Annotated in this window: 23 protein-coding genes; 7 read left to right on the top strand and 16 right to left on the bottom strand. The window is 65.4% G+C overall.

The genetic code is table 11. The features are described 5' to 3' along the window. Nucleotides 1-19 precede the first annotated feature (19 nt). From E3U47_RS15265 to E3U47_RS15240, 6 genes are all read right to left on the bottom strand, one after another. Nucleotides 20-580 (bottom strand): DUF4136 domain-containing protein, encoded by a 561-nt coding sequence (locus tag E3U47_RS15265; protein WP_134692462.1) that lies wholly within the window; start codon nt 578-580, stop codon nt 20-22. Nucleotides 581-600: 20 nt separating this feature from the next. Continuing rightward, nucleotides 601-1,227, bottom strand: coding sequence for a DUF4136 domain-containing protein (locus E3U47_RS15260; RefSeq protein ID WP_134692460.1), 627 nt, complete (start codon nt 1,225-1,227; stop codon nt 601-603). Between the two features lie 20 nt (nt 1,228-1,247). Next, nucleotides 1,248-1,997 (bottom strand): methyltransferase domain-containing protein, encoded by a 750-nt coding sequence (locus tag E3U47_RS15255; protein ID WP_134692458.1) that lies wholly within the window; start codon nt 1,995-1,997, stop codon nt 1,248-1,250. Continuing rightward, entirely contained in the window at nt 1,994-2,299 is a 306-nt protein-coding gene (locus tag E3U47_RS15250; RefSeq protein ID WP_134692456.1) for a MazG-like family protein, read from the bottom strand. Before E3U47_RS15250 ends, E3U47_RS15255 begins: the two co-directional genes overlap by 4 nt. Before the next feature lie 102 nt (nt 2,300-2,401). Beyond that, complete coding sequence (locus tag E3U47_RS15245) at nt 2,402-3,253, bottom strand: MaoC/PaaZ C-terminal domain-containing protein (RefSeq protein WP_134692454.1); 852 nt, start codon at nt 3,251-3,253, stop codon at nt 2,402-2,404. A 2-nt stretch (nt 3,254-3,255) separates the two neighbouring features. Then, a complete protein-coding gene (locus tag E3U47_RS15240) occupies nt 3,256-4,608 on the bottom strand; it encodes a 3-oxoacyl-ACP reductase (protein WP_134692452.1) in 1,353 nt (450 codons plus the stop codon). Nucleotides 4,609-4,723: 115 nt separating this feature from the next. Between E3U47_RS15240 and E3U47_RS15235 the strand changes: the two genes are divergently transcribed. Further along, complete coding sequence (locus E3U47_RS15235) at nt 4,724-6,001, top strand: acetyl-CoA C-acetyltransferase (protein ID WP_134692450.1); 1,278 nt, start codon at nt 4,724-4,726, stop codon at nt 5,999-6,001. A 108-nt stretch (nt 6,002-6,109) separates the two neighbouring features. Then, on the top strand, nt 6,110-6,886 hold the full coding sequence (locus E3U47_RS15230; protein WP_134692448.1) for a helix-turn-helix transcriptional regulator: 777 nt from the start codon (nt 6,110-6,112) through the stop codon (nt 6,884-6,886). A gap of 25 nt (nt 6,887-6,911) precedes the next feature. Here E3U47_RS15230 and cueR read toward each other — a convergent pair whose 3' ends face one another. From cueR to E3U47_RS15215, 3 genes are read right to left on the bottom strand one after another with little or no spacing between them, the layout of a single operon-like run. Continuing rightward, nucleotides 6,912-7,316, bottom strand: a complete 405-nt coding sequence (gene cueR, locus E3U47_RS15225) for a Cu(I)-responsive transcriptional regulator (RefSeq protein WP_134692446.1) — start codon at nt 7,314-7,316, stop codon at nt 6,912-6,914. Next, a complete protein-coding gene (locus E3U47_RS15220; RefSeq protein WP_134692444.1) occupies nt 7,313-9,712 on the bottom strand; it encodes a heavy metal translocating P-type ATPase in 2,400 nt (799 codons plus the stop codon). The genes cueR and E3U47_RS15220 overlap by 4 nt, the downstream gene beginning before the upstream one ends. Before the next feature lie 54 nt (nt 9,713-9,766). Beyond that, nucleotides 9,767-10,153, bottom strand: coding sequence for a hypothetical protein (locus E3U47_RS15215; RefSeq protein ID WP_134692442.1), 387 nt, complete (start codon nt 10,151-10,153; stop codon nt 9,767-9,769). 146 nt (nt 10,154-10,299) lie between these two features. Here E3U47_RS15215 and E3U47_RS15210 point away from each other — a divergent pair, with 146 nt between their 5' ends. Beyond that, a complete protein-coding gene (locus E3U47_RS15210) occupies nt 10,300-10,497 on the top strand; it encodes a heavy-metal-associated domain-containing protein (protein WP_134692440.1) in 198 nt (65 codons plus the stop codon). Between the two features lie 210 nt (nt 10,498-10,707). Further along, complete coding sequence (locus tag E3U47_RS15205) at nt 10,708-11,889, top strand: multidrug effflux MFS transporter (RefSeq protein ID WP_134692438.1); 1,182 nt, start codon at nt 10,708-10,710, stop codon at nt 11,887-11,889. On the opposite strand, the gene E3U47_RS25240 is transcribed toward E3U47_RS15205, so the two are convergent. Beyond that, nucleotides 11,840-12,037: a hypothetical protein gene (locus E3U47_RS25240; RefSeq protein ID WP_134692435.1), complete on the bottom strand. Its 198-nt coding sequence runs from the start codon at nt 12,035-12,037 to the stop codon at nt 11,840-11,842. The two genes, E3U47_RS15205 and E3U47_RS25240, sit on opposite strands and share 50 nt — an antisense overlap. Before the next feature lie 376 nt (nt 12,038-12,413). Here E3U47_RS25240 and E3U47_RS15195 point away from each other — a divergent pair, with 376 nt between their 5' ends. Further along, nucleotides 12,414-13,124 carry a helix-turn-helix transcriptional regulator gene (locus tag E3U47_RS15195; RefSeq protein WP_134692433.1) on the top strand — a complete coding sequence of 237 codons (711 nt, stop codon included), beginning with the start codon at nt 12,414-12,416 and terminating at the stop codon, nt 13,122-13,124. Here E3U47_RS15195 and E3U47_RS15190 read toward each other — a convergent pair. The 6 genes from E3U47_RS15190 to E3U47_RS15165 form a co-directional block, all read right to left on the bottom strand. Next, nucleotides 13,121-14,071, bottom strand: a complete 951-nt coding sequence (locus E3U47_RS15190; RefSeq protein WP_134692431.1) for an adenosine deaminase — start codon at nt 14,069-14,071, stop codon at nt 13,121-13,123. The two genes, E3U47_RS15195 and E3U47_RS15190, sit on opposite strands and share 4 nt — an antisense overlap. A gap of 81 nt (nt 14,072-14,152) precedes the next feature. Then, nucleotides 14,153-15,508, bottom strand: a complete 1,356-nt coding sequence (locus E3U47_RS15185; RefSeq protein WP_134692429.1) for an 8-oxoguanine deaminase — start codon at nt 15,506-15,508, stop codon at nt 14,153-14,155. 120 nt (nt 15,509-15,628) lie between these two features. Beyond that, the gene (locus E3U47_RS15180; protein WP_134692427.1) at nt 15,629-16,315 is read right to left on the bottom strand and encodes an SDR family oxidoreductase; all 687 of its coding nucleotides are present in this window, start codon (nt 16,313-16,315) and stop codon (nt 15,629-15,631) included. A gap of 372 nt (nt 16,316-16,687) precedes the next feature. Beyond that, complete coding sequence (locus E3U47_RS15175; RefSeq protein WP_134692425.1) at nt 16,688-17,272, bottom strand: YigZ family protein; 585 nt, start codon at nt 17,270-17,272, stop codon at nt 16,688-16,690. Between the two features lie 9 nt (nt 17,273-17,281). Continuing rightward, nucleotides 17,282-17,944, bottom strand: coding sequence for a TetR/AcrR family transcriptional regulator (locus tag E3U47_RS15170; RefSeq protein WP_134692423.1), 663 nt, complete (start codon nt 17,942-17,944; stop codon nt 17,282-17,284). An 85-nt stretch (nt 17,945-18,029) separates the two neighbouring features. Then, the gene (locus E3U47_RS15165; RefSeq protein ID WP_134692421.1) at nt 18,030-18,947 is read right to left on the bottom strand and encodes a LysR family transcriptional regulator; all 918 of its coding nucleotides are present in this window, start codon (nt 18,945-18,947) and stop codon (nt 18,030-18,032) included. Between the two features lie 119 nt (nt 18,948-19,066). Here E3U47_RS15165 and E3U47_RS15160 point away from each other — a divergent pair, with 119 nt between their 5' ends. Both E3U47_RS15160 and E3U47_RS15155 read left to right on the top strand, forming a co-directional pair. Next, complete coding sequence (locus tag E3U47_RS15160) at nt 19,067-20,413, top strand: aspartate aminotransferase family protein (protein ID WP_134692419.1); 1,347 nt, start codon at nt 19,067-19,069, stop codon at nt 20,411-20,413. Between the two features lie 69 nt (nt 20,414-20,482). Then, complete coding sequence (locus E3U47_RS15155; RefSeq protein WP_134692417.1) at nt 20,483-21,976, top strand: CoA-acylating methylmalonate-semialdehyde dehydrogenase; 1,494 nt, start codon at nt 20,483-20,485, stop codon at nt 21,974-21,976. The last annotated feature ends 359 nt before the right edge of the window (nt 21,977-22,335 follow it).

The raw sequence follows: 22,335 nt of genomic DNA, 5'->3' as shown, positions 1-22,335 counted from the left end.
CGGTCTGGCGTTGCGCACCTCAATGCGGCGGATAGTTGCTCAACACCTGGGTCACGGTCTTGTGGATCGCCGCGTTGCGCTCCTGCGGGCTGGGTGGGTAGTTGTTCATGATCTGCTCGGCGCTGCCGCGCCACACCAGCTTGCCGTCGCGGCCATCGAACAGGTCGACCTGGATAGTCGCCACCTTGTAGTCGACGCTGCGGGTCTCGTTGTACATCGGTCCGCCCCAGTAGCCCCCCCAGTAACCGCCCCAGGCACCACCATAGTTGGTGGTGATCTGCTGCTGGCGTTCTTCGACGATCAGGTAGGCGCGCACTTTCACATCGGGTCGGGCATTGCCCTGCGCCGGGCGCAGGCCGCGCTGGTCGAGCTGTCCGGTCACGGCCTGGCGGATACGCTGTTCGGTCAGGTCGCTCTTGATGCGTGGGTCGTCCGGGCGGTATTGCAGGGCCGGCTCCTGCCAGGCCCAACTGCGATAGGCGGCGAAGTCGCGGCTGGCATCGAAGTCCTGTTGCACGTTGTTGCTCGAACAGGCCGCCAGCAACAGGGCGAGTGACAGTGGAACGAGACGGCGCAACATGATGGTTCTCCGGTTCAAGGTTAACTGGGAGGATAGCCGCTGAGCGCCTTGCCCACCGATTCACGCAGGGCGCTTTCGCGTTCACGCGGCGAGTCCTTGTCGCTGCCACTTTCGGCGCTGGCGCTCCAGACCGGCTGGCCGTCGCGGGCGTCGAACAGGTCGATGCGCACCACCATCACCTCGACCTCGTAGGTACGCACGATCGGCACGCTGGCATAGCCGCCGTAACCGTTGCGATAGCCGCCGTAGCCGATGCCGCCGTAGGGGCCGTAGTAGGGATCGTAGTCGTAGTCCCGCACCTGGCGCAGGCGCCGCTCCAGGCGCACTTTGGCGCTTACCAGCAGGTCGGCGGCGGCGCCTCGGGCCGGGCGCAGGCCGTGCTGGTCGAGCGCGTTGCTGACCGCGTCCGCCAACTGCCCGGGGGCCGCGTTCAGCGGGCCCTGCGGCAACTGGTCGTCGCGCCAGCGCCAGCTGCGATAGCGGCCATAGTCGCGCGCCGGCGCCGGGTAGGCGCTGCTGTCGAAGGTGGTGGCGGCCTGGGGCGGTGCCGGCGGCAGCGGCTTGCTGCTGGCGACATAAGGGTTGCTGCCCTGGCAGGCGGCCAGGGCGAAGGGCAACAGGGCCAGACACAACAGGCGGTACGCCATGAGTCCTCCTGGCGGATGCTTCAGTGAGGCCGGCAGATCCAGTGCAGGTAGCGGCCGAGTCCAGCGAAACTGGGGTGGCGGCGGTGCGCCAGTTCCATCTCCAGCAAGTCGAGCAGCTCGGCCTGGGCCTGGAATTCCTTGGGCATGTAGTCGTGGAACACCCTCACGCCGCTTTCGCTTTCGACCTGCCAGTAAGGCCCAAGTTGCGCCTTGAGCTCACGGGGATCAAGCGGTTTCTGTGGGGTCAGGCTCTGCTTTTCTCCGGCCAGGCGGTTGCTGCGCAGCTTGCGGAAATGGCCCTTGAGCAGGTTGCGGTAGACCAGCGCGTCGCGGTTGTAGAACGCCAGTGAAAGCCAGCCACCCGGGGCGGTCAGCTGGTGCAGCACCGGCAGGATACTCTCGGGCTCGGCCAGCCATTCGAGCACGGCATGGCACAGCACCAGGTCGTAGGGCTCGGTGAGCTGGCCGAGCAGGTCCTGCCATGGCGCCTGGATGAAGGTCGCCGTCGCGCCGGCTTCGGTGAAGCGCGCGCGGGCACCGTCGAGCATCGGCGCGGCGGGTTCGGCCAGGGTCAGGTGGTGCCCGCGCTGGGCCAGCCACAGCGCCATATGGCCAAGGCCGGCACCGATGTCGAGCACGCGCAGGGGGCGGTCGGGCAAGGTTTCGGCCAGGTCGGCCTGAAGCACGGCCAGGCGGATCGCACCCTTGGCACCGCCGTAGATTTTCTCGGCGAAGCGGCTGGCCAGTTCATCGAAGTGACGGTCGTTCATTTGGCGAAGCGCCTCTCGCTGTCGGCCAGCTTGGCCCGTACCACGGCGTCCATGTCCAGCCCCAGCTCGCTGCACAGCAGCAACAGGTAGAGGACGATATCGCCGACTTCCTGGCCGGCGTGGGCGAGCTGGTCGGCGGGCAGTTGGCGCGACTGCTCCTCGGTCAGCCACTGGAAGATTTCCACCAGTTCGGCCATTTCGACGCTGGCGGCCATGGCCAGGTTCTTGGGGCTGTGGAAACCGCGCCAGTCGTTGTTGTCGCGGATGCGATGCAGGCGTTCGGTCAGTTCTTGCAGGTTCATTGGGCTCTCCTCGTGGCGCATAGCTTCCGGCGAGGCCCGTTGCAAAGCAAGCCGGTTTATCCGGCAACCAGGTGGCAAGCCAACTTCCACAAGGCCCGAGGTTCAGAGTGAATGCCAGCCTCCGAGCATATGCACCAGGCCGCCATGGCCGTCGAGCCTGAGCACGCCGCTGGGGCCGGCCTCGCTGGCGCTGAGCAGCACTTCCGAGGGCAGGCGCACCGGCTTGAGAAAGTCGACCTCGAACGCATAGCTCGCCCTGGGCAGGTGTCCTTGCAGCGCCGCCAAGGCCATGGCCTGGCTCCACATGCCATGGGCGATGGCCCTGGGGAAGCCGAACAGCCGCGCACTCAGGCGGCTTAGGTGGATCGGGTTGTAGTCGCCACAGACCCGCGCATAGCGTCGGCCGATGTCGCTGTCGGCGTACCAGCGGGTAGCCTCCGGCAATGCGTCGGGTTGCGCCTCGGGTGCTTGCTCGACCTGCTGCTCAGGCTTCAGACCGCGCACCAGCATGCGGCTGGTTTCGCGCCACAGCGGGCCTAGCCCGTCCTCGGCCTCGGTGATCAGGTCGAAGGTGCCGCCCTTGGCATGGGCTTGCAGGTTGTCGGCATGTACCGCAAAGCGCAAGCCATCGATGCCGCCCAGCGGGCGCAGGACCTGCAGGCTGTTGCGCAGGTGCACCAGGCCGAGCAACGGAAAAGGGAAGTCATGGGCGCTGAGCAATTGTAATTGCAGGCTGAAGGCCATGACGTGCGGATAAGTGCCAGGCAGGCGTCCGTCATCGGCGAAATGGCAGAGCCGACGATAGGCCGCCAGGTTGTCGTGATCTACCCGTAAATAGCAGCGCAAGCCTTGCGCCGGCAGTTGGCTGCCAGTGATCCGGCGTTTGCCGAGGGCGCGCAGGTACAGGCCCAAGCGGCTGTCGGGGCGGTGCAGGTCGTGCCATGGACGGTTCATGTTCACGCTCCCATCAGGGCCTGGCCGCAGACCCGCAAGGCCTGGCCGTTGATCGCCCCCGAACCCGGCTGGCTGAGCCAGGCGATGGCTTCGGCGACATCCTGCGGCAGGCCGCCCTGGCCCAGTGAACTCAGGCGCCGACCCGCCTCGCGCAGGGCCATGGGCATGGCCGCGGTCATGTGGGTCTCGATGAAGCCCGGCGCCACCGCGTTGATACTGGCGCCCTGGGTAGCCAGGCGTGGCGCCCAGGCCTGGGCGAAGCCGATCAGCCCTGCCTTGCTGGCGGCATAGTTGGCCTGGCCACGGTTGCCGGCAATGCCGCTGACCGATGCCAGCAAGGTAATGCGGGCGTTGTCGTGCAGCATGCCGGCCTCGAATAGCGCCTGGGTCAGCACCTGGGGCGCCTTGAGGTTGACCGCCAGCACCGCGTCCCAGTATTCCGGGGTCATGTTGGCGAGGGTCTTGTCGCGAGTGATGCCGGCATTGTGCACGACGATGTCCAGGCCTTCCGGCAGGGCGTCGATCAGTTGCGCGGCGGCATCGGCGGCGCAGATGTCCAGGCCCAGGGCGCGGCCACCCAGGCGCGCGGCCACAGCATCGAGATCGCGCTGGGCCTGGGGCACGTCGAGCAAGGTGACCTCGGCACCATCGCGTGCCAGGGTTTCGGCGATGGCCGCGCCGATACCGCGGGCGGCACCTGTGACCAGGGCCCGGCGCCCGGCCAGTGGGCGGGTCCAGTCCTCGACCTGGGCGGCGCAGGCTGCCAGGCGCAGCACCTGGCCGCTGACGAACGCACTCTTGGGCGAGAGGAAGAAGCGCAGGGCACCTTCGAGTTGCGTCTGGGCGCCTTCGCCGACATACAGCAGGTTGGCCGTGGCGCCGTTGCGCAGCTCCTTGCCCAGCGAGCGGCTGAAGCCCTCCAGGGCGCCCTGGGCGACGCTGGCCAGCGGATCGGCGAGGTGTTCGGGGGCACGACCAAGGATCAGTACATGGGCACTGGGCGCGAGACTGCGCAGCAGGGGTTGGAAGAACTCACGCAACTGCTTGAGCATGTCGCTGTCGGATAACGCGCTGGCATCGAACACCACCGCCTTGAGCTTCGGCCCAAGGCCGGCTACCCAGGCCGGCGCTGGCAGCAAGTCGCTGTTGAAGCTGTAGCAATCGGCCGTGAGTCGGGGAGCGATGGCGGCGACTTGCGCGGCCAGCGGCCCTCCACCGAGCACCAGCGCGCCCTCGATCGGGCGCAACCGGCCGGCCTGCCAGCGCTCCAGCGGGACTGGGCGCGGCAGGCCCAAAGCATCGACCAACTTGCGGCCAAGAGTGGAGTTGGCAAAGCCCAGATAACGATCGCTCATGTACGGTTCTCCCTGAAGGCAAGCTTGCAAGTGTGGACCAGTTTTACCCAGGGGGCGTTCGAATCGCTGGAAACGGCCTACGCTTACGGATCAAATCGTTTCAGGAGGAACAGGCATGCATTCCATTCGCCGGGTCGCGATCCTGGGCGGCAACCGGATACCTTTCGCCCGCTCCAACGGCGCCTATGCCAAGGCCAGCAACCAGGCGATGCTTACCGCGACCCTCGAAGGGCTGGTCGAGCGCTATCGCTTGCATGGCCTGCGCCTGGGCGAGGTGGTGGCAGGAGCGGTACTCAAGCAATCGCGTGACATGAACCTGACCCGCGAATGCGTGCTGGGCTCGCGGTTGTCGCCGCAAACCCCGGCCTACGATATCCAGCAAGCCTGCGGCACAGGGCTGGAGGCGGCCTTGCTGGTGGCCAACAAGATCGCCCTGGGGCAGATCGACAGTGCGATCGCCGGTGGGGTGGATACCACCTCGGACGCCCCAATCGCGGTCAACGAAGGGCTGCGGCAGATCCTGCTGCAAGCCAACCGCGGTAGAACCCTGGGCGAACGCCTCAAACCGTTTCTGAAACTGCGCCCGCATCATTTGCGGCCCGAATTGCCGCGTAATGGCGAGCCGCGCACCGGGCTGTCGATGGGCGAGCATTGCGAGCGCATGGCGCAAACCTGGCAAATCGAGCGCGGCGACCAGGATGCGCTGGCGCTGCTCAGCCACCAGCACTTGGCGGCGGCCTACGCCGAAGGCTGGCACGACGACCTGCTGACGCCCTACCTTGGCCTGACGCGCGACAATAACCTGCGCGCGGACCTGACGCTGGCGCAACTGGCCAAGCTCAAGCCGGTATTCGACCGCAGCGGCCTGGGCACGCTCACCCCGGGCAACTCCACGCCACTGACCGACGGCGCCTCGTTGGTGCTTCTGGGCAGCGAGGACTGGGCACAGGAGCAGGGCCTTGCGGTGCAGGCGTACCTGGTGGATGGCGAGGCGGCGGCGGTGGACTTCGTCCACGGCCAGGAGGGTTTGCTGATGGCGCCGGTGTACGCGGTGCCGCGGTTGTTGGCGCGTAATGGCCTGAGCTTGCAGGACTTCGACTACTACGAAATCCATGAAGCGTTTGCCGCCCAGGTGTTGTGCACCCTCAAGGCCTGGGAAGACCCGACCTATTGCCAGTCGCGCCTGGGGCTGGACGCAGCGCTGGGCGCCATCGACCGCAGCAAGTTGAACGTGAAGGGCAGCTCGCTGGCGGCAGGCCACCCGTTCGCCGCGACCGGTGGGCGGATCCTGGCGAACATGGCCAAGCTGCTGAAGGCGCGTGGCAAGGGGCGGGGGTTGATTTCCATCTGCGCGGCGGGTGGGCAGGGGGTAACGGCGATCATCGAGCGTTAGCGCAGGTAGCCGCCTGGCTTGTGGGCTTACCCCGCGATGACCAGCGCCAGCCAGCTCGCGGGGCGCGCGGCTGGTATTGTGTCCGTCTCGCATTATTGGGCAGTATCAATGTCTACCACTGGACCACGTGCCATCCCCACCCTGAGCCACTTGCCCAGGCCGCTCTATGCGCGCGCCGAGAGCCTGGACGCCGGCTCGTGGACCACCCGCCATCATCACGACTGGGTGCAGTTCTCCTACGCCATCAGTGGCGTGCTGGGCGTCTACACCAGTACGGGCAGCTATTTCGCCCCACCGCAATGGGGCGTGTGGATCCCGGCAGGCATCGAGCATGAGGTGGTGACCTCGATGCAGGCCGAGATGCGTAGCCTCTATGTGCGTCGCGATGCTTGCCCCTGGGCCGTGGAGCAATGCCGGGTATTGCAGGTCACGCCGCTGGTGCGCGAGTTGATCAAGCAGTTCTGCACCTTCGCCGTGGACTACCCGACTGGAGACAGCGTAGAGGCGCGGCTGGTGGCGGTGCTGCTGGACCAACTGCGCGCCCTGCCAGACGTAGGTTTCTCGCTGCCACTGCCACGTCACCCGGGGTTGTTGGCGCTGTGCAATGGGTTGATCGCCGCGCCCGACCAAGTACAGACCCTCCAGCAATGGGCTGGGCAGTTGGGTGTGTCGGAGAAAACCTTGATGCGCCTGTTCCAGCGCGAGACGGGCCTGAGCTTTCGCAACTGGCGCCAGCGCATGCGCCTGCTGTCATCGCTGGCGCTGCTGGAGGCAGGGGAGAGTGTTACCCAGGCGGCGCTGGGCTGCGGTTATGACTCGACCTCGGCGTTCATCGCCGCTTTCAAGCAGCTGTTTGGGGCGACGCCGGGCGAGCTCCGCCTCTGAGCGCCCCCGGCGGGTCGGCCTTGCCTCAGTGGCAGCAACCGCCGCCATTGGCCAGGTCCTTGAGGATCGGGCAATCCGGCCGATCGTCACCCTGGCAGTGCGCGACCAGTTCGCCCAAGGTGTCGCGCAGGCTTACCAGCTCCTCGATGCGCCGGTTCAGCTCATCGATATGCTGCATCGCCAGGGCCTTCACATCGGCACTGGCGCGCTGGCGATCCTGCCAGAGGGTCAATAGCTTCGCCACTTCCTCCAGGGAGAAGCCCAGGTCGCGCGAGCGCTTGATGAACGCCAGGCTGTGCAGGTCTTCCTGCTGGTACAGGCGATAACCGCTGTCGCTGCGCTGGGCCGGGCGCAGCAAGCCAATGGCCTCGTAGTAGCGGATCATCTTGGCGCTGAGCCCGCTGCGGCGGGCGGCCTGGCCGATGTTCATGGCAGCTCCTGATGGTCGGCGGTGGGTTTCCAGGTCTTCAGCCACAGCGCATTGCTCACCACGCTGACGCTGGACAGGGCCATGGCGGCGCCGGCGAGCACGGGATTGAGATAACCGAGCGCGGCCAGGGGGATGCCGACCAGGTTGTAGATGAAGGCCCAGAACAAGTTCTGGCGAATCTTCGCGTAGGTCTTGCGGCTGATTTCCAGGGCCGCAGGCACCAGGCGTGGGTCGCCGCGCATCAGGGTGATGCCGGCGGCCTGCATGGCCACGTCGGTGCCACCACCCATGGCGATGCCGATATCGGCGGCGGCCAGGGCCGGGGCGTCGTTGATGCCGTCGCCGACCATGGCCACCACGCCATCGCGCTTGAGCGCCGCCACTGTGGCGGCCTTGTCGGCCGGCAGCACTTCGGCATGCACGTCGTCAATCCCCAGGGCCTCGGCCACCACCTTGGCGCTGCCGCGGTTGTCGCCGGTCAGCAGGTGGCTGCTGATGCCACGCCGGTGCAGCGCGGCAATGGCGACGTCGGCGCCGGCCTTGAGGCTGTCGCCGAAGGCGAACAGGCCCAGCACCCGCGGTTGGCTGCCAAGCTCGACCAACCAGGACAAGGTGCGTCCCTCGGCCTCCCAGGCTGTGGCGTTGCTGGTCAGTGCGCCGGGAGACAAGGCGCTTTCGTCGAGCAGGCGGCGATTACCCAGGGCCAGTTCACGGCCGTCCACCTGCCCGGCGATACCCCGGCCGGTGAGCGATTGGCTGGCCACCACCTGCGGCACGTCGATGCCTTGTTCGGCGCAGGCGTCGAGCACGGCCTTGGCCAGCGGATGTTCGCTGCCGCGCTGCAAGGCGCCGGCCAGGCGCAACAGTTCGCCATCGTCAGCTGTCGCGGATTGGCTGTGAACGATGCGCGGGCTGCCCGAGGTCAGGGTGCCGGTCTTGTCGAACACCACGCGATTCACCGCATGGGCGCGCTCCAGGGCTTCGGCGTCCTTGATCAGGATGCCGTGGCGGGCGGCGACGCCGGTTCCGGCCATGATCGCCGCCGGCGTGGCCAGGCCGAGGGCGCAAGGGCAGGCGATCACCAGGACCGCGACGGCGTTGATCAGGGCGGTTTCCAGTGGCGCGCCGGCCAGCCACCAGCCGAGCAAGGTGATCAGCGCCAATACCAGCACCGCCGGAACGAACACCTGGCTGACCCGATCGACCAGTTTCTGGATCGGCGCCTTGGCCGCCTGGGCATCCTCGACCAGGCGGATGATGCGGGCCAGGACGGTCTCGGTGCCGAGCGCCCGGGTTTCCACCAGCAGGCGGCCTTCGCCGTTGATGGCGCCGCCGGTGACGGCGTCACCGGGCTGCTTGGGCACCGGCAGGCTCTCGCCGCTGATCAGCGCTTCGTCGGCGTGGCTGCTGCCTTCGAGCACTTCACCATCGACGGGGAAGCGCTCGCCGGGCTTGACCAGCACCTGGTCGCCCAGGCGCAGTTGGCTGATCGCGACGTCTTCCTCGCGTCCGTCGCGTACCCGTACCGCGCGCTCCGGGCGCAAGGCTTCGAGGGCGCGGATGGCGCTGGCGGTCTGACGTTTGGCGCGGCTCTCCAGGTACTTGCCCAGCAACACCAGGGCAATCACCACCGCCGAGGCTTCGAAGTACAGGTGCGGCTCCATGCCGGCAGCGGCATTGGCCCATTGATACAGGCTCAGGCCGTAACCGGCGCTGGTACCCAGGGCGACCAGCAGGTCCATGTTGCCGGCGCCGGCGCGTACGGCTTTCCAGGCTGCGACATAAAAGCGCGCACCGAGGATGAACTGCACAGGGGTGGCCAGGAGGAACTGCGCCCAGGCCGGCAGCATCCAGTGCAGGCCGAAGGGTTGTACCAGCATCGGCAGTACCAGGGGCAGGGCCAGCAGCAGGGCGGCGCCGACCGCCAGGCGTTCGTTGCGCAAACGCCGCTGTGCCTGGGCTTGGTCGTCCTGGCGGGCGCGTGGCAGGCTGGCGCTGTAGCCGGCCTTTTCGACCGCGCCGATCAGGGTGTCGTCAGCGAGCGCCTCGAGCACTTCCAGGTGGGCGCGTTCGTTGGCCAGGTTGACACTGACCTGCTGCACCCCCGGCAACTTGGCCAGGGCGCGTTCGACACGGCCGACGCAACTGGCGCAGGTCATGCCGCCGATCTGCAGTTCGAGGGTGCGGGTCGGCACGCTGTAACCAGCGTCGCGCACGGCGTCGACCAATGCCGGCAGGCTGTCGGCCGGGGCCTGGACGCGGGCCTGCTCGGTGGCGAGGTTGACGCTGACGTGTTCGGTACCGGTGACCTTGCGCAAGGCGCGTTCGACCCGACCTGCGCAACTGGCGCAGGTCATGCCAGCGATCGGCAGGTCGAAGGTGGTGGATGCGGGCATGGCTCTCTCCTCCGTGGACTGGCCTGCAGCATCAACCTTGCCATGCGGGCAAGGTCAATAGCCCAAGCCGGCTCGCTTCAGCACCAGGCCATTTTGTCCCATCGCAATGCGGTATTTGTTGATCTGGCCCGCCTGCAGGGTGAGTCGCGTGCTGCGTTGGTCCTCGATCCCTGGCGCGCAGCCGGGTACCTGCCCTGGCAGCAGGCGCAGGCGCACGTCCACAGGGCCCGGCGGCAGGTTGAACGAGGTCGCCTGCTCCTGGAACAGACGGCCAGCCAACTGATCGTTGAGGTAGATGCCGATCTCGCAACTGCTGGCCACTTCCAGGCGTTCCCGGGAAATCATCAGCACGCTGTAGTCCGCGTTGCCCTCGGCGCTGGCCGTTGGCACCCCGGCGAGCGCGCCCAGTAGCCCGACAAGGCCCAATGCTGCCCTGATCATGAAGAATCTCCTGCTTGGCAAAAACGTCAAAGGCGCAGCTTGGCCGAGCCGCGCGCGGATTTCCAGCCCGGCCGTTGCCGGCAGAACTTGACCTTGCCCCGATGGCAAGGATGAGACTGGGCAAAACCCACCAGGAGGTAACCTAGATGCAAGTTTTCAATGTACAAGGCATGACCTGCGGCCATTGCGTGAAAGGCGTGACCCGAGCGGTGCAGGAGCAGGATGGCGCGGCGCGGGTGGAAGTGGACCTGGCGGCGCGACAGGTGCGGGTGGAAAGTGCCTTGGCGGCGGAGCAGATCCTGGCCGCGATTCGCCAGGAGGGATATCAGGCCGAAGTGGCCTGATCAGGGTTTGACCCTGTAAACCTCATGCCATAGGTGCCAGCCTTGCTGGCGAACCAGGCGCCTGGCCGGATGGCACCGGCTGTGCCGGTGTTCGCCGGCAAGCCGGCTTCTACGGGGAAAAATCGGCGGCAATTATTACGAAGGTTTTCATCGCCAGGGCACCCAGTACAGGTAGACTTAAGCGCTTGCTTAGCCTGCTATGGATTCTCCATGAACCTGCGAACCCTGCTGATTCTCGGCGCCCTGAGTGCGTTCGGGCCCTTGGCGATCGACTTCTATCTGCCTGCTTTCCCGGCCATGGCGCACGCTTTCGCCACCGATGAAAAGCACGTGCAGACCACCCTGGCTGCCTACTTCCTCGGCCTGTCCCTTGGCCAGTTGGCCTACGGCCCGGTGGCCGACCGTTTCGGCCGGCGCGTCCCGCTGCTGTTCGGCGTCGGCCTGTTCACCCTGGCGTCGCTGGCCTGCGCTTACGCGCCGAACCTCGACAGCCTGATCGTGGCGCGTTTCGTCCAGGCGCTAGGTGGCTGTGCCGGCATGGTGCTGTCGCGGGCGATCGTCAGTGACAAGTGCGACGCAGTGGCTTCGGCCAAGGTGTTCTCGCAATTGATGCTGGTGATGGGCCTGGCGCCGATTCTGGCGCCGATGCTCGGCGGCGTGCTGGTCAACGTGGCCGGCTGGCAGTCGATCTTCCTGGCCTTGAGCCTGTTCAGCGCCGCCTGCCTGGTGGCCGTCGGCCTGGGGCTGCCGGAAAGCCTGCCGACGCATGTGCCGCGCCAGCCGCTATCGGGTGCATTGCGCCAGTACCTGCGCCTGCTCGGTGACCGCGTGTTCGTGGGTCATGCCCTGACTGGCGGGGTCGCCATAGCCGGTATGTTCGCTTACATCGCCGGTTCGCCCTTTGTCTTCATCAAGCTGTACGGCGTGCCTGCCGAACACTATGGCTGGCTGTTCGGCACCAATGCCGCTGGTTTCATCCTGATGGCCCAGGTCAATGCGCGCCTTTTGGCCAAGCGTGGGCCGGCGTTCTTGCTGGCGCGCGCAGTCTGGCTGTACCTGGCCGCGGCGCTGGCGCTGCTGCTGGTGGCGGCGCTGCGTCCCGTGACGCTTTGGCCGTTGCTGGTGCCGCTGTTCGTCTGCATCGCCAGCCTCGGCTGCATCATTCCCAACGCCTCGGCGTGCGCCATGAGTGGCCAGGGGGCCCGGGCAGGCAGTGCTTCGGCATTGATGGGCTGCCTGCAGTTCAGCGTTGCGGCGGCCGCGGCCGCTCTGGTCGGCGTGCTGCATGACGGCAGCGCGGTGCCCATGGCCCTGGTGATCAGTTTGTGTGGGGCCGTGGTGGTCAGTGTCGCAATGTTGACCCGGCGCTTGCAGGCCAGGCGCTCGGTGTAAGGGCATGAGGCGCGTTCAGGCGCGTCTCCAGCAAGGCCACGAAGGCCCGTGCCTCGGCTTCGTTGCGGAAACTTACCACGTGCTGGTCCAACTGGACCTGCCAAGGGCAAGCAGGGTTTCGGTTCGACGCACTGACGACAATCTTCATCGCGATTCACCTCCAGTGAGCGAGAGCGGATGAAGTTTAGCGCCAGTCCAGGCAATCGGCATGACCAGGATCAGTACCCTGACTGACGGTCATGGCGGGTTTGGAGAGGGGAGCTTTCTGCATCGCGCCTGGTAATTGTTGAGCGCATCTATAGGACTTTTTGACGACTCCGGTAAGGCGACTTGGCCCTGTGCTGCCATAGCGGCGGAATCACAGGCTAACAGCCGATTTGGCCTGCGTTCGCAAGGGAGGGGACAGGGCGGTCGGGAGCTGTCCTACAGGGCTCGGCAAGTCAACCACGAGTGGTTTTATACTGCCCCGGCATAGCGCCATTTCCCCGCCTACCAGCCGAGATACATCAGGGAGCGTCAGGTTCATGAACGAAGTCTGCAGCATCAGCCAGGTCGCTGGCCTGATGGCCGACCCCAAGCGTAGTGCCATGTTATGGGCGCTGATCGATGGCACGCCGCGGGCGGCGGATGAACTGGCGCTGCTCACCGGCCTCAGTACGTCGTCAGCCTGTGCACATCTTTCGTTGCTGTCAACGGCGGGGCTACTGCGCTTCGAGCCTCGTGGGCGCAAGCGCTATTTCCGCTTGGCCACCCCCGAGGTGGGTGCGGCAGTGGAGGCGCTTGCCAGCGTGCAATTGCAGGTGCGTGACGCTGGGCGCAAAGCGGATGCCTTGCAGATCCCGCTGTCCATGCGCAAGGCGCGTCTATGTGGCGACCACCTGGGCGGCGAGGTGGCGGCCGACCTGTTCCAGCGCATGCTCGCCGACGGCTGGCTCGAGGGCAGCGAGCAGCAGTTGTGCGTGAGTGTCGCAGGCAAAGCGCGATTGGCAGCCCTGGGGGTCTTCATCGACGCCTTGGTGCCTGATGGCAAGCGCGGTTGCATCATTTGCCATTGCACCGAGTGGAGCGACCAAAGACCGCATCTGGGGGGGCGCCTGGGGCAGGCGCTGTTGCGGTTGTTCCAGCAGTCGGGTTGGGTGCGTGAGCTGGAAGGCAACCGGGCGGTACAGCTTACGCCGCCCGGGTTGCAGCACATCAACGCTATCGCGCGGCTGCCGACACGACAGGTGGGTTAGCGCACCAGACGTGCGTCGAGGCTGTTCTGTGCCAGGCGACGGGCCTGGTCCTGGGTCATGCCCAGGTGCTCGTGCAGGGCGTGGAAGTTCTCGGTGACGTAGCCGCCGAAGTAGGCTGGGTCATCGGAGTTGACCGTGACCTTCACGCCGCGCTCGAGCATGTCGAGGATGTTGTGCTGGCTCATGTGGTCGAACACGCACAGCTTGGTGTTGGACAGCGGGCAGACGGTCAGCGGGATCTGCTCGTCGATGATGCGCTGCATCAGCCGCTCGTCCTCGATGGCGCGCACGCCATGGTCAATACGCTGGATCTTCAGCAGGTCAAGTGCTTCCCAGATGTATTCGGGCGGGCCTTCCTCGCCGGCATGGGCAACGGTCAGCAAGCCCTCGCTGCGGGCGCGGTCGAACACGCGCTGGAACTTGCTTGGCGGGTGGCCTCTTTCCGAGCTGTCCAGGCCTACGGCGACGAAGGCGTCACGGAACGGCAGGGCCTGGTCGAGGGTTCTCTGGGCTTCATCTTCGCTCAGGTGGCGCAGGAAACTGAGGATCAGGCCGCTGCCGATCCCCAGTTGTTCACGGCCATCCTTGAGCGCCTGGTTGATGCCGTTCAGCACTACTTCAAAAGGGATGCCACGGTCGGTGTGGGTCTGTGGATCGAAGAACGGCTCGGTATGAATCACGTTCTGCGCCTTGCAGCGTTGCAGGTAGGCCCAGGTCAGGTCGTAGAAGTCCTGCTCGGTGCGCAAGACATCGGCGCCTTGGTAATAAAGATCGAGGAATTCCTGCAGGTTGTTGAAGGCGTAGGCGCCGCGCAGGGTTTCCACATCGGCCCAGGGCAGGGCGACTTTGTTGCGTTCGGCCAGGGCGAACAGCAGTTCGGGCTCCAGGGAACCCTCCAGGTGCATGTGCAGTTCCGCCTTGGGCAAGGCGTTCAGCCAGTCATACATGTGTGCAATCTCGATCAGGTACGGTTGGCCGCCATTCTACAGAGCCTGGCCGGGCAATGCGCCCGCCCAGGCCTTGGTTCATCAACCGGCGATCAGTTGGGCGGCGGCCTGGCGATGGTTGGCGATCAGGCCCTGCACGTCCAGGCCCTCGATCTGGCCGTCGATGACCCGCCACTGGCCGCCGACCATCACCCGGTCGGCACGGTCGGCGCCACACAGCAGCAGGGCTGAAAGTGGGTCGTGGCTGCCGGAGAAACGCAGTTCATCGAGCTTGAACAGCGCAAGGTCGGCCTGCTTGCCCAGGGCCAGTTCGCCGATATCTCCGCGCCCCAGCAACTTGGCCGAGCCGCGGGTCGCCCAGCCCAGCGCGCGTTCCGGCGTGATCCGTTCGGCGCCGTAGCGCAAGCGCTGCAGGTACAGGGCCTGGCGCGCCTCGAGGATCATGTTCGAGGCGTCGTTGGAGGCCGAACCGTCCACCCCCAGGCCAACCGTCGCACCCGCGGCATCCAGCTCCACGGTCGGGCAGATGCCCGAAGCCAGGCGCATGTTCGAGCTGGGGCAGTGGCAGATGCCGGTCCCGGCAGCGCCGAGGCGGGTGATCTCGTCGGGGTTGAAGTGGATGCCGTGGGCCAGCCAGGTGCGTGGGCCGAGCCAGCCGACGCTGTCGAGGTAGTCGACGGTGCGCAGGCCAAAGCGCTGCAGGCAGAAGTCTTCTTCATCGAGGGTTTCGGCCAGGTGGGTGTGCAGACGCACGTCCAGTTCCTCGGCAAGCTCGGCGCTGGCCCGCATGATCTCTGGGGTGACCGAGAACGGTGAGCAGGGCGCCAGGGCAATCTGGATGCGCGCGCCGTCGCCACGCTCGTGGTAGCTGTGGATAAGCCGCTGACTGTCGGCGAGGATCACCTCGCCTTGTTGCACGGTCTGTTGCGGCGGCAGGCCGCCGTCCTTCTCGCCCAGGCTCATCGAGCCGCGGGTGAGCATGGCGCGCATGCCCAGCTTGCGAACGGCCTCGACCTGCACGTCGATGGCGTTGTCCAGGCCTTCGGGGAACAGGTAGTGGTGGTCGGCGGCAGTGGTGCAGCCAGACAACAGTAGTTCGGCCAGTGCTACCTGGCTGGCCAGCTCGAGCTTGGCCGGGGTCAGGCGCGCCCACACCGGGTAAAGGGTTTTCAGCCAAGGGAACAACGGCTGGTTGACCACCGGCGCCCAGGCGCGGGTAAGTGTTTGGTAGAAGTGATGATGGGTGTTGATCAGGCCAGGCAGCACTACATGTTCACGGGCATCGAACACTTGATCACAGGGTGTGCTGGGCGTTTGGCCGGCGGCCAGCAGCTCGGTGATGCGGCCGTCTTCGATCACCAGGCCAGCGCTGGCATCGGCGTCGTTGGCAGTGAAGATGGCAAGGGGGGATTTCAACCAGGTACGGGTCGCAGGCATGGTGCCGGCTCCTCTGAAAGTGGGTTCAGGTAAGCCAGCTCAGTGTTGCCCTGTCTGCTGATCCAGGTTCGCCGCGGGGGCGAGGCTTGAAGTCTACTGCCTCGCCACGCGGCTTTCAATTCACCAGGTCAGCGCCTCGCCCTGGTAGTTGATGAAGCGCAGACCACCTTTGCCGCTTTGCGCCTTGATCTGCGCGAGCATGCCGCGGGTGCTGGTGAGCACGTCGATCTCGGCGTTGTCGCCACCCATGTCGGTCTTCACCCAGCCCGGGTGCATGGCCAGCACGCACAGGTCGGGGCGCTGCAGTTCGACCACGAAGCTGTTGATCATCGAGTTGAGCGCGGCCTTGCTGGCCTTGTACAGGCAGATCTCGCCACCGTCGGGAATGGTCACGCTGCCCAGGATCGAGCTCATGAACGCCAGTACACCGCTGCCTTGGCGTACCTGGCCGGCCAGGCGGCGGGCGACCCGGATCGGCGCCACGGCGTTGGTCATGAACAGCTCGCCGACTTCCTGCGCCTGGACGCGCTCCAGGTCCTGCGGTAGCGGGCCCATGACTCCGGCGTTGACGAATACCAGGTCGAATACCTCACCTTGCAGGCGTTGCTTGAGGCCGTCAAGCTGCGCGGTGTCGTTCATTTCCAGGCGTTCGATGCGCACACCAGGTACCTCGGCCAGCGCGCCGGGATTTTGCGGATCACGCACGGTGGCGACGACGTTCCAGCCGTCCTCGCGCAGGCGCTGCACCAGGCCGAGGCCCAGGCCACGTGAGGCGCCGATGATCAGGGCGGTTTTCTGTGCGGTCATTGCGGGGCTCCTGAAAAGGTGGGTGCTGGCTCAGGAGCATACTCCAGACCAGGGCTCGATGCCCGGCCTGGTCAGAAAATGATCAGTTCGGCGCAAGCCCCGTGATTACGGGGTCTGGCGCATCGCCGCACGGGTTATCCACAAGCTGCTCCACAGTATCTGTGTGCAAGCGCAACGTCTTGAAACAGCAGGTGGCGGGCGCAGTTCTGCTCAACGCCTGGGGATAACTAACTGATCCCGTTCGGTTTGCACGCCTGTCATACGGCTGTGATCAAAATATGCTCAAAGCCTTGCAGGCCTTGTCGGTAAAGGCCTGCACTAAAATGCCCAAAGCTTATCCACAGGCACGCCCACAGTAGTTGTGGGCAACCTTCAGCGGCGTTCGAGCAGGATCCGCCCACGGCTGAGGTCGGCCAACTGCTGTTGCAGGGTATTGAGGTGTGCGTCCCCCAGGGCGATCTGCAGGTCGACGCCATTGGCGGTGAACCGTTCGTCCAGTACCAGCCCATCCGCCTCGGCCAGGCGCAGCTTGAGCAACGCCAGCTCGCTGAAGCTGCAACTGCAGCTGAATTCGCTGCGTTGCACCAGCAGCCGCTTCGGCGCCTGTTGCAGGCACTTGTTGGCACCACCGCCATAGGCGCGGGCCAGGCCGCCGGTGCCCAACTGAATGCCTCCGTACCAACGGATCACCAGGACGACCACCTGGTCGCAATCCTGGGCCTCGATGGCGGCGAGGATCGGCCGGCCGGCAGTGCCGCCGGGTTCGCCATCGTCACTGCTGCGGTACTGGGCGCCGAGTTTCCAGGCCCAGCAGTTGTGGGTGGCCGCCAGGTCGCTGTGGCGTTCGATGAAGGCCATCGCCTCGGCGGCGCTGCTGATCGGGCCGGCGAGGGTGATGAAGCGGCTCTTGCGAATGTCCTCGCGGAACTCGCAGAGCTCGAGCAGGGTAGAAGGCATAGGTCCGGGTCAGGCGGGCGTGGTGATGCCGCAGCCTTTGAGAATGATGTGGATAAGGTTGTTGCTGGCGTCTTCCATGTCCTGCTTGGTCAGGCGGCTGCGGCCGGTGACCTGGCAGATCTGGGTGGCGAAGTCGGCATAGTGCTGGGTGCTGCCCCAGAGCAGGAAGATCAGGTGCACCGGGTCGACCCGGTCCATCTTGCCGGCGTCGATCCAGGCTTGGAAAACCGCGGCGCGGCCACGGAACCAGTCGCGGTAGTCGGCGCTGAAGTACTCGCTCAGGCACTCGCCGCCGCTGATTACTTCCATGGCGAAGATCCGCGAGGCTTGCGGGTTGCGCCGGGAGAACTCCATCTTGGTGCGAATGTAGTGGCTCAGCGCTTCGGCCGGGTCGTCCTCGACGTTCAAGGCGTTGAAGGTGCTGTCCCACAACTCGATGATGTTGCTCAGCACGGCGATGTACAGGCCCAGCTTGTTGGTGAAGTAGTAGTGCAGGTTGGCCTTGGGCAAGCCGGCCTTGAGCGCGATGGTGTTCATGCTCGTGCCCTTGTAGCCGTGGCGGGCGAACTCGTCTTCGGCGGCCTGGATGATGGCCTGCTCGTTCTTCTGGCGGATGCGGCCGGCGGGCTTGCCCGAGGCGGGGGAGCGATGCGCAGGGACTTCTAGGGTCATGGACGATTCCGGACGGGTCGTTACGAATGTCCGACAGATTACCTGCCTGTGCCGAAGTGACAAGCATTTGCGGCTCAGATGGGTATCAACGCGTCGCAGCCAGGTTTTCCAAAAAGCTTTCCAGCACCAGGTTCGGTCGCCGTCCCTTGCGCGTCACCCAGCTCAGGCCCAGGTCGTAGAAGCGCTGCGCAGGCTTGAGCGCGCGCAGGCGGCCTTGTTGCACCCAGAAGCTGGCGTAGTGGTCGGGCAGGTAGCCAATGTAGCGCCCGGTGAGGATCAGGAAGGCCATGCCTTCACGGTCCGAGGCGCTGGCGGTGCAGTGCAGGGCCTGGTAGTGCGCCTGGATATCGGCGGGCAGGCGGAAGGTTGGGGCGATGGCATCCTGGCTGTTCAGGCGCAGGTCGTCGATTTGTTGGTCGTCGGCGTAGAACAGCGGGTGGCCGACCGCGCAGTAGAGCAGCGAGCGCTCACTGTACAGCGGCTGATACTCAAGTCCCGACAGCGGGCTGGTCTGTGGCACCACGCCGACATGCAGGCTGCCGTCGAGCACGCCCTGCTCTACCTGGCTCGGGGCGATCATGCGGATCTGGATGCGCACGTCCGGGCCGCGGTCCTTCAACTCGGCCAGGGCGTGGGTGATACGCATGTGCGGCAGGGTTACCAGGTTGTCGGTGAGGCCGATGTTCAGTTCACCGCGCAAATGCTGGTGTAGCCCGTTGACCTCGGTGCGAAAGCTTTCCAGGGCGCTGAGCAGTTGCAGGGCCGAGTGGTAAACCTCGCGACCTTCCTCGGTCAGCGAAAACCCCGCGCGCCCGCGCTGGCACAGGCGCAGGCCAAGACGTTGCTCCAGGTCGTTCATCTGCTGGCTGATCGCCGAACGGCCGATGCCCAGAACATTTTCAGCCGCCGAGAAGCCGCCGCATTCCACCACGCTGCGGTAGATTTTCAGCAAGCGGATATCAAAATCGCTGACCTGGGCGAGGGGATCGGGACGTCGGCTCATATGTTTAGCACGCTGCGGAATGAAGGTTAGAAATGTTGGGTTTTCTGGACTTTATCGCCGTGCCAATTTAGCTGCAACAACATCCATCGTTGCCTAATCGTCTTTCGAGGAACCGCCCGATGAACATGCCCGAGACCGCCCATACCGGTATCGCCAGCCAGCTCAAGCTGGACGCCCACTGGATGCCCTACACCGCCAACCGCAACTTCCAGCGCGACCCGCGCCTGATCGTCGCGGCCGAAGGCAATTACCTGGTCGACGACAAGGGCCGCAAGGTGTTCGACGCCCTGTCGGGCCTGTGGACCTGCGGCGCCGGGCACACCCGCAAGGAGATCAGCGAGGCGGTCGCCCGCCAGGTCGCGACCCTGGACTACTCGCCGGCCTTTCAGTTTGGCCACCCGCTGGCGTTCCAGTTGGCTGAGAAAATCGCCAACCTGGTGCCGGGTGACCTCAACCACGTGTTCTTCACCAACTCCGGCTCCGAGTGCGCCGACACCGCGCTGAAGATGGTGCGTGCCTACTGGCGCCTGAAAGGCCAGGCCACCAAGACCAAGATCATCGGCCGTGCCCGCGGCTACCATGGAGTGAACATCGCCGGCACCAGCCTGGGCGGCGTCAACGGCAACCGCAAGCTGTTCGGCCAGCTGCTGGACGTCGATCACCTGCCGCACACCGTGCTGCCGGCCAACGTGTTCAGCAAGGGCATGCCGGAAGAGGGCGGTATCGCCCTGGCTGACGAAATGCTCAAGCTGATCGAGCTGCACGACGCCTCGAACATCGCCGCGGTGATCGTCGAGCCGCTGGCCGGCTCGGCTGGCGTGTTGCCGCCGCCCAAGGGTTACCTCAAGCGCCTGCGTGAAATCTGCACCCAGCACAATATCCTGCTGATCTTCGACGAAGTGATCACCGGCTTTGGCCGCATGGGCGCGATGACCGGCGCTGAAGCCTTCGGCGTGACCCCGGACCTGATGTGCATCGCCAAGCAGGTCACCAACGGCGCCATCCCGATGGGCGCGGTGATCGCCACCGGCGAGATCTACCAGACCTTCATGAACCAGCCGACGCCCGAGTACGCGGTGGAATTCCCCCACGGCTACACCTATTCGGCGCACCCGGTGGCTTGCGCCGCCGGTATCGCCGCGCTGGACTTGCTGCAAAAGGAAAACCTGGTGCAGTCCGCCGCCGAGCTGGCGCCGCACTTCGAGCAGCTGTTGCACGGGCTCAAGGGCAGCAAGAACATCGTCGACATCCGCAACTACGGCCTGGCCGGCGCCATCCAGATCGCCGCGCGCGACGGTGACGCCATCGTGCGCCCATATGAGGCGGCGATGAAACTGTGGCAAGCCGGCTTCTATGTGCGCTACGGCGGCGACACCCTGCAATTCGGGCCGACCTTCAATACCCAGCCGCAGGAGCTGGACCGTCTGTTCGATGCCGTAGGCGAAGCCCTGAACAAGGTCGACTGATCTTTCCGCTTTTGACGTCAGGCGCGTGAATTGCGCGCCTGCTTCTACTTTCTTTATCTGGAGTTCTGCATGAGCATTGTTCAGCACCTGATCCACGGCGAGCTGGTCACCAAGGGCGAGCGCACCGCCGAGGTCTTCAATCCGTCCACCGGGCAGGCCGTGCGCAAGGTCGAACTGGCCAGCCGTGCCACCGTCCAGCAGGCCATCGACTCGGCCAAGGCCGCTTTCCCGGCTTGGCGCAACACTCCGCCGGCCAAGCGCGCCCAGGTGATGTTCCGCTTCAAGCAGCTGCTTGAGCAGAACGAGGCGAAGATATCGCAGATGATCAGCGAGGAGCACGGCAAGACCCTGGAGGACGCCGCCGGCGAGCTCAAGCGTGGTATCGAGAACGTCGAGTTCGCCTGCGCGGCTCCGGAAGTGCTCAAAGGCGAGTACAGCCGTAATGTCGGGCCGAACATCGATGCCTGGTCGGATTTCCAGCCGCTGGGCATCGTTGCCGGTATCACCCCGTTCAACTTCCCGGCCATGGTGCCGCTGTGGATGTACCCGCTGGCGATCGCCTGTGGTAACGCATTTATTCTCAAACCTTCCGAGCGTGACCCAAGCTCTACGCTGTTCATCGCGCAACTGCTGCTCGAAGCTGGCCTGCCGAAGGGCATCCTGAACGTCGTGCATGGCGACAAAGAGGCGGTCGATGCGCTGATCGAGGCGCCGGAGGTCAAGGCGCTGAGCTTCGTCGGTTCGACCCCGATCGCCGAGTACATCTATGCCGAGGGCACCAAGCGCGGCAAGCGTGTGCAGGCCCTGGGCGGCGCGAAGAACCACGCGGTACTGATGCCCGATGCCGACCTGGACAATGCGGTCAGCGCGCTGATGGGCGCTGCCTATGGTTCGTGCGGCGAGCGTTGCATGGCTATCTCGGTGGCGGTCTGCGTGGGCGACCAGGTGGCCGATGCCCTGATCGCCAAGCTGGAACCGCAGATCAAGGCGTTGAAGATTGGTGCCGGTACTTCCTGTGGGTTGGACATGGGGCCGTTGGTGACTGCCGCGGCCCGCGACAAGGTAGTTGGCTACATCGATGAGGGTGTTGCCGCTGGCGCCAAGCTGGTGGTCGATGGTCGTGGCTATCGTGTGGCAGGTAACGAGGATGGCTACTTTGTCGGTGGCACGCTGTTCGACAATGTCACGCCTGAGATGCGCATCTATAAGGAAGAGATCTTCGGCCCGGTGCTGTGTGTTGTTCGTGTGAACAGCCTGGAGCAGGCGATGCAGCTGATCAACGAGCACGAGTACGGTAATGGCACCTGCATCTTTACCCGTGACGGTGAGGCGGCGCGGTTGTTCTGCGATGAGATCGAGGTGGGCATGGTTGGGGTGAACGTACCGCTGCCGGTGCCGGTGGCTTATCACAGCTTTGGTGGGTGGAAGCGGTCGTTGTTCGGTGACTTGCATGCCTATGGTCCGGATGGGGTGCGCTTCTATACCCGGCGCAAGGCGATTACCCAGCGCTGGCCGCAGCGGGCCAGCCATGAGGCGTCGCAGTTTGCGTTTCCTAGCTTGTAAGGGGTAGGGAAGTGGCGACGGGGGCTTGGGGTTGAGAGGTGTCCGTCTGGAAGTTGTGTTTGCGGTGAGAGGTGTCCGCCGTTAGGCATTCAGCGCCTATGAGATCGAGCGCCGCCCGCGCGGCGCTTCGCCGGCAAGCCGGCTCCTACAGGTTTGTTTCGGGCCAGTCTCTTCTGCGCCATCACCTAGTCCGCCTTGTTGGTACCGACTCACGACAAGCACCAAGGCAGGCGCCGATACTTTCACAGGCATAACTGGCCCGAAACAAACTGTAGGAGCCGGCTTGCCGGCGAAGCGCCGCGCGGGCGGCGCTCGATCTGCTAGGCGCTGCAAGGGTTGTGGCAGGCCCCTGGCGGCCC

It is taken from the genome of Pseudomonas sp. RIT623 (assembly GCF_004519305.1).
Classification (GTDB): domain Bacteria; phylum Pseudomonadota; class Gammaproteobacteria; order Pseudomonadales; family Pseudomonadaceae; genus Aquipseudomonas.
The sequence above is the reverse complement of the archived record's forward strand: the minus strand, read 5'-3'. Positions and strand labels throughout refer to the sequence as shown.

Excerpts from the sequence above, each read along its gene's own strand:
- E3U47_RS15265 (WP_134692462.1), bottom strand. The coding sequence starts at position 580 with ATGTTGCGCCGTCTCGTTCCACTGTCACTCGCCCTGTTGCTGGCGGCC.
- E3U47_RS15260 (WP_134692460.1), bottom strand. The coding sequence starts at position 1,227 with ATGGCGTACCGCCTGTTGTGTCTGGCCCTGTTGCCCTTCGCCCTGGCC.
- E3U47_RS15255 (WP_134692458.1), bottom strand. The coding sequence starts at position 1,997 with ATGAACGACCGTCACTTCGATGAACTGGCCAGCCGCTTCGCCGAGAAA.
- E3U47_RS15250 (WP_134692456.1), bottom strand. The coding sequence starts at position 2,299 with ATGAACCTGCAAGAACTGACCGAACGCCTGCATCGCATCCGCGACAAC.
- E3U47_RS15245 (WP_134692454.1), bottom strand. The coding sequence starts at position 3,253 with ATGAACCGTCCATGGCACGACCTGCACCGCCCCGACAGCCGCTTGGGC.
- E3U47_RS15240 (WP_134692452.1), bottom strand. The coding sequence starts at position 4,608 with ATGAGCGATCGTTATCTGGGCTTTGCCAACTCCACTCTTGGCCGCAAG.
- E3U47_RS15235 (WP_134692450.1), top strand. The coding sequence starts at position 4,724 with ATGCATTCCATTCGCCGGGTCGCGATCCTGGGCGGCAACCGGATACCT.
- E3U47_RS15230 (WP_134692448.1), top strand. The coding sequence starts at position 6,110 with ATGTCTACCACTGGACCACGTGCCATCCCCACCCTGAGCCACTTGCCC.
- cueR (WP_134692446.1), bottom strand. The coding sequence starts at position 7,316 with ATGAACATCGGCCAGGCCGCCCGCCGCAGCGGGCTCAGCGCCAAGATG.
- E3U47_RS15220 (WP_134692444.1), bottom strand. The coding sequence starts at position 9,712 with ATGCCCGCATCCACCACCTTCGACCTGCCGATCGCTGGCATGACCTGC.
- E3U47_RS15215 (WP_134692442.1), bottom strand. The coding sequence starts at position 10,153 with ATGATCAGGGCAGCATTGGGCCTTGTCGGGCTACTGGGCGCGCTCGCC.
- E3U47_RS15210 (WP_134692440.1), top strand. The coding sequence starts at position 10,300 with ATGCAAGTTTTCAATGTACAAGGCATGACCTGCGGCCATTGCGTGAAA.
- E3U47_RS15205 (WP_134692438.1), top strand. The coding sequence starts at position 10,708 with ATGAACCTGCGAACCCTGCTGATTCTCGGCGCCCTGAGTGCGTTCGGG.
- E3U47_RS25240 (WP_134692435.1), bottom strand. The coding sequence starts at position 12,037 with ATGAAGATTGTCGTCAGTGCGTCGAACCGAAACCCTGCTTGCCCTTGG.
- E3U47_RS15195 (WP_134692433.1), top strand. The coding sequence starts at position 12,414 with ATGAACGAAGTCTGCAGCATCAGCCAGGTCGCTGGCCTGATGGCCGAC.
- E3U47_RS15190 (WP_134692431.1), bottom strand. The coding sequence starts at position 14,071 with ATGTATGACTGGCTGAACGCCTTGCCCAAGGCGGAACTGCACATGCAC.
- E3U47_RS15185 (WP_134692429.1), bottom strand. The coding sequence starts at position 15,508 with ATGCCTGCGACCCGTACCTGGTTGAAATCCCCCCTTGCCATCTTCACT.
- E3U47_RS15180 (WP_134692427.1), bottom strand. The coding sequence starts at position 16,315 with ATGACCGCACAGAAAACCGCCCTGATCATCGGCGCCTCACGTGGCCTG.
- E3U47_RS15175 (WP_134692425.1), bottom strand. The coding sequence starts at position 17,272 with ATGCCTTCTACCCTGCTCGAGCTCTGCGAGTTCCGCGAGGACATTCGC.
- E3U47_RS15170 (WP_134692423.1), bottom strand. The coding sequence starts at position 17,944 with ATGACCCTAGAAGTCCCTGCGCATCGCTCCCCCGCCTCGGGCAAGCCC.
- E3U47_RS15165 (WP_134692421.1), bottom strand. The coding sequence starts at position 18,947 with ATGAGCCGACGTCCCGATCCCCTCGCCCAGGTCAGCGATTTTGATATC.
- E3U47_RS15160 (WP_134692419.1), top strand. The coding sequence starts at position 19,067 with ATGAACATGCCCGAGACCGCCCATACCGGTATCGCCAGCCAGCTCAAG.
- E3U47_RS15155 (WP_134692417.1), top strand. The coding sequence starts at position 20,483 with ATGAGCATTGTTCAGCACCTGATCCACGGCGAGCTGGTCACCAAGGGC.